Annotated in this window: 1 pseudogene; it reads left to right on the top strand. The window is 65.1% G+C overall.

The features are described from left to right. Positions 1-1804 (top strand): annotated as a pseudogene (locus tag WB528_RS13985) (tetratricopeptide repeat protein); the annotation flags it as partial.

Genomic DNA, 1804 nt, shown 5'->3' with positions numbered 1-1804 from the left:
GCCGGGCGCGATCTCGGCGGCGCGGGGCCGGCCGTCTGCTTGGCGCGGCTTTGTTTCTTGTCGCGCTGGCTTTTCCGGTTCGCGGATTCGCGGCCGATGCGGTCCAGGCCGAGGCCACCTTCTCGTCGGGCGGCGGCTTTGCGCGCCTTGTGATCAAATTCAACGAGGATGTCGGTTCGGAAGTGGTGACGGCCGGATCGATCATCGTGATCCGGTTTGAACGACCCGTCGATGTCTCTGTCGACAAGATCGGCGAGTCGGTGCCGGATTATATCGGAGCGGCGCGTCGCGATCCGGACGGCTCGGCCATCCGCCTGTCGCTTTCGCGCAAGGTGACCATCAACACCATGACGGCCGGCGAGCGCTTGTTCGTCGATCTTTTGCCGGAGTCATGGAAAGGGCCGCCGCCGGGCCTTCCCAACGAAGTGGTGCGTGAACTCTCCGAACGCGCTCGCGCCGCCGAGCGCGAACTGCGCCAGCAGCGGGCGATGTCGGAAGCCAAGAAGCGCGGGCCGGTGCGTGTCCGTGCTTCGGTTCAACCGACCTTCGTGCGCTTTATTTTTGAAATGCCCGACGGCGTCGGCGTGTCCTCGGTGCTGAACGAACAAAAACTCAAACTGCTGTTCAGCAAGGCGCTGACCTTCGATCTGGCGGACGCCAAGCTCGCCTCGCCCCCCAACGTGGCCTCGATCAGTCAGAAGATCGAAGGCGAAACGGCTGTGGTCGAACTCGTGATGCTGGGCGATGTGGACGTCCATTCCTTCCGCGAAGACAAGAATTACGTGATCGACGTTGCCTTCCAGCAGCCCGACAAGGCGTTGGCGCCGCAGGTGTCGGATGCTGCACACGCCGCCGAAAAAGCCGTAGCGGCTGCTCCGTCATTGCCCGTCGTCCCGATGCAGGCAGCCGCTCCGGCACCGGCACCGCCGGCGATGCCGGTAGCGGCCGAAAAGCCCGTGGTAGCCGAAAAGCCAGTCGCGGCTGCGCCGCCGCAACAACAACCTGTCATTCAAACGCCTGCCGCGCCGGCGCTCTCCGAAGCCAGCGCCGAATCCGCGCCGAAAATGGCCGCCGCGCCGCAACCCGCAATGCCGGCGTCGTCGCAAACCGAACCGCCGGCAATGGCGGCGGAGGCTCCGGCGAAAAAGCAGGCCGTGCCTGTCGCCGCTGCACCCGTCGCTGCCGCACCAACACCAGTTGCACCTGCCGCCGCCGATGCGAAGCCGATGTCAGGCGCCAGCGATGTCAGCATCAACCGCGACAGCGACGGTCTGCACCTGACCTTTTCAATGCCTTTGGGAACGCCGGCGGCGCTGTTCCGCCGCGCCGACACGCTGTGGCTGATGCTCGATTCAAAAAGGCCGATCAACCTTGATGCGATCCGCGGGCAGGGTGGCTCGGCGGTCGCCGATATCAGCATCGTGCCGGAAGACGGATGGCAGGCCGTTCGGTTGCGTCTCAACCGGCCGCAATTGCCATCGCTCTCGGGCGAGGATCTCGCCACCGGCACCAACTGGACCGTGACCTTTGCCGACACGGTACAAACGCCCTCTCTGGCGTTATCGGCGATCAGGAACATCGCCGACCCTTCGCTGGCCAATGTCACGGTGCCGCTGACCAAGGCAGGTTTTCTCCACCGCTTCACCGATCCGGATGCCGGCGACACGTTGTTGGTGGTGACGGCAAGGCCGCCCGCGCGCGGCTTCATCAAGCGGCAGGATTTCGTCGAGCTGTCGCTGCTGGAGTCGATCCACGGCGTCGCCATCCGAACGAACTCCGATGACGTCACGGCGGACGTCGGGCC

Origin of the sequence: Bradyrhizobium sp., from assembly GCF_049586575.1 — a bacterium.
In the GTDB taxonomy this organism is placed as follows: domain Bacteria; phylum Pseudomonadota; class Alphaproteobacteria; order Rhizobiales; family Xanthobacteraceae; genus Bradyrhizobium.
The sequence above is the reverse complement of the archived record's forward strand: the minus strand, read 5'-3'. Positions and strand labels throughout refer to the sequence as shown.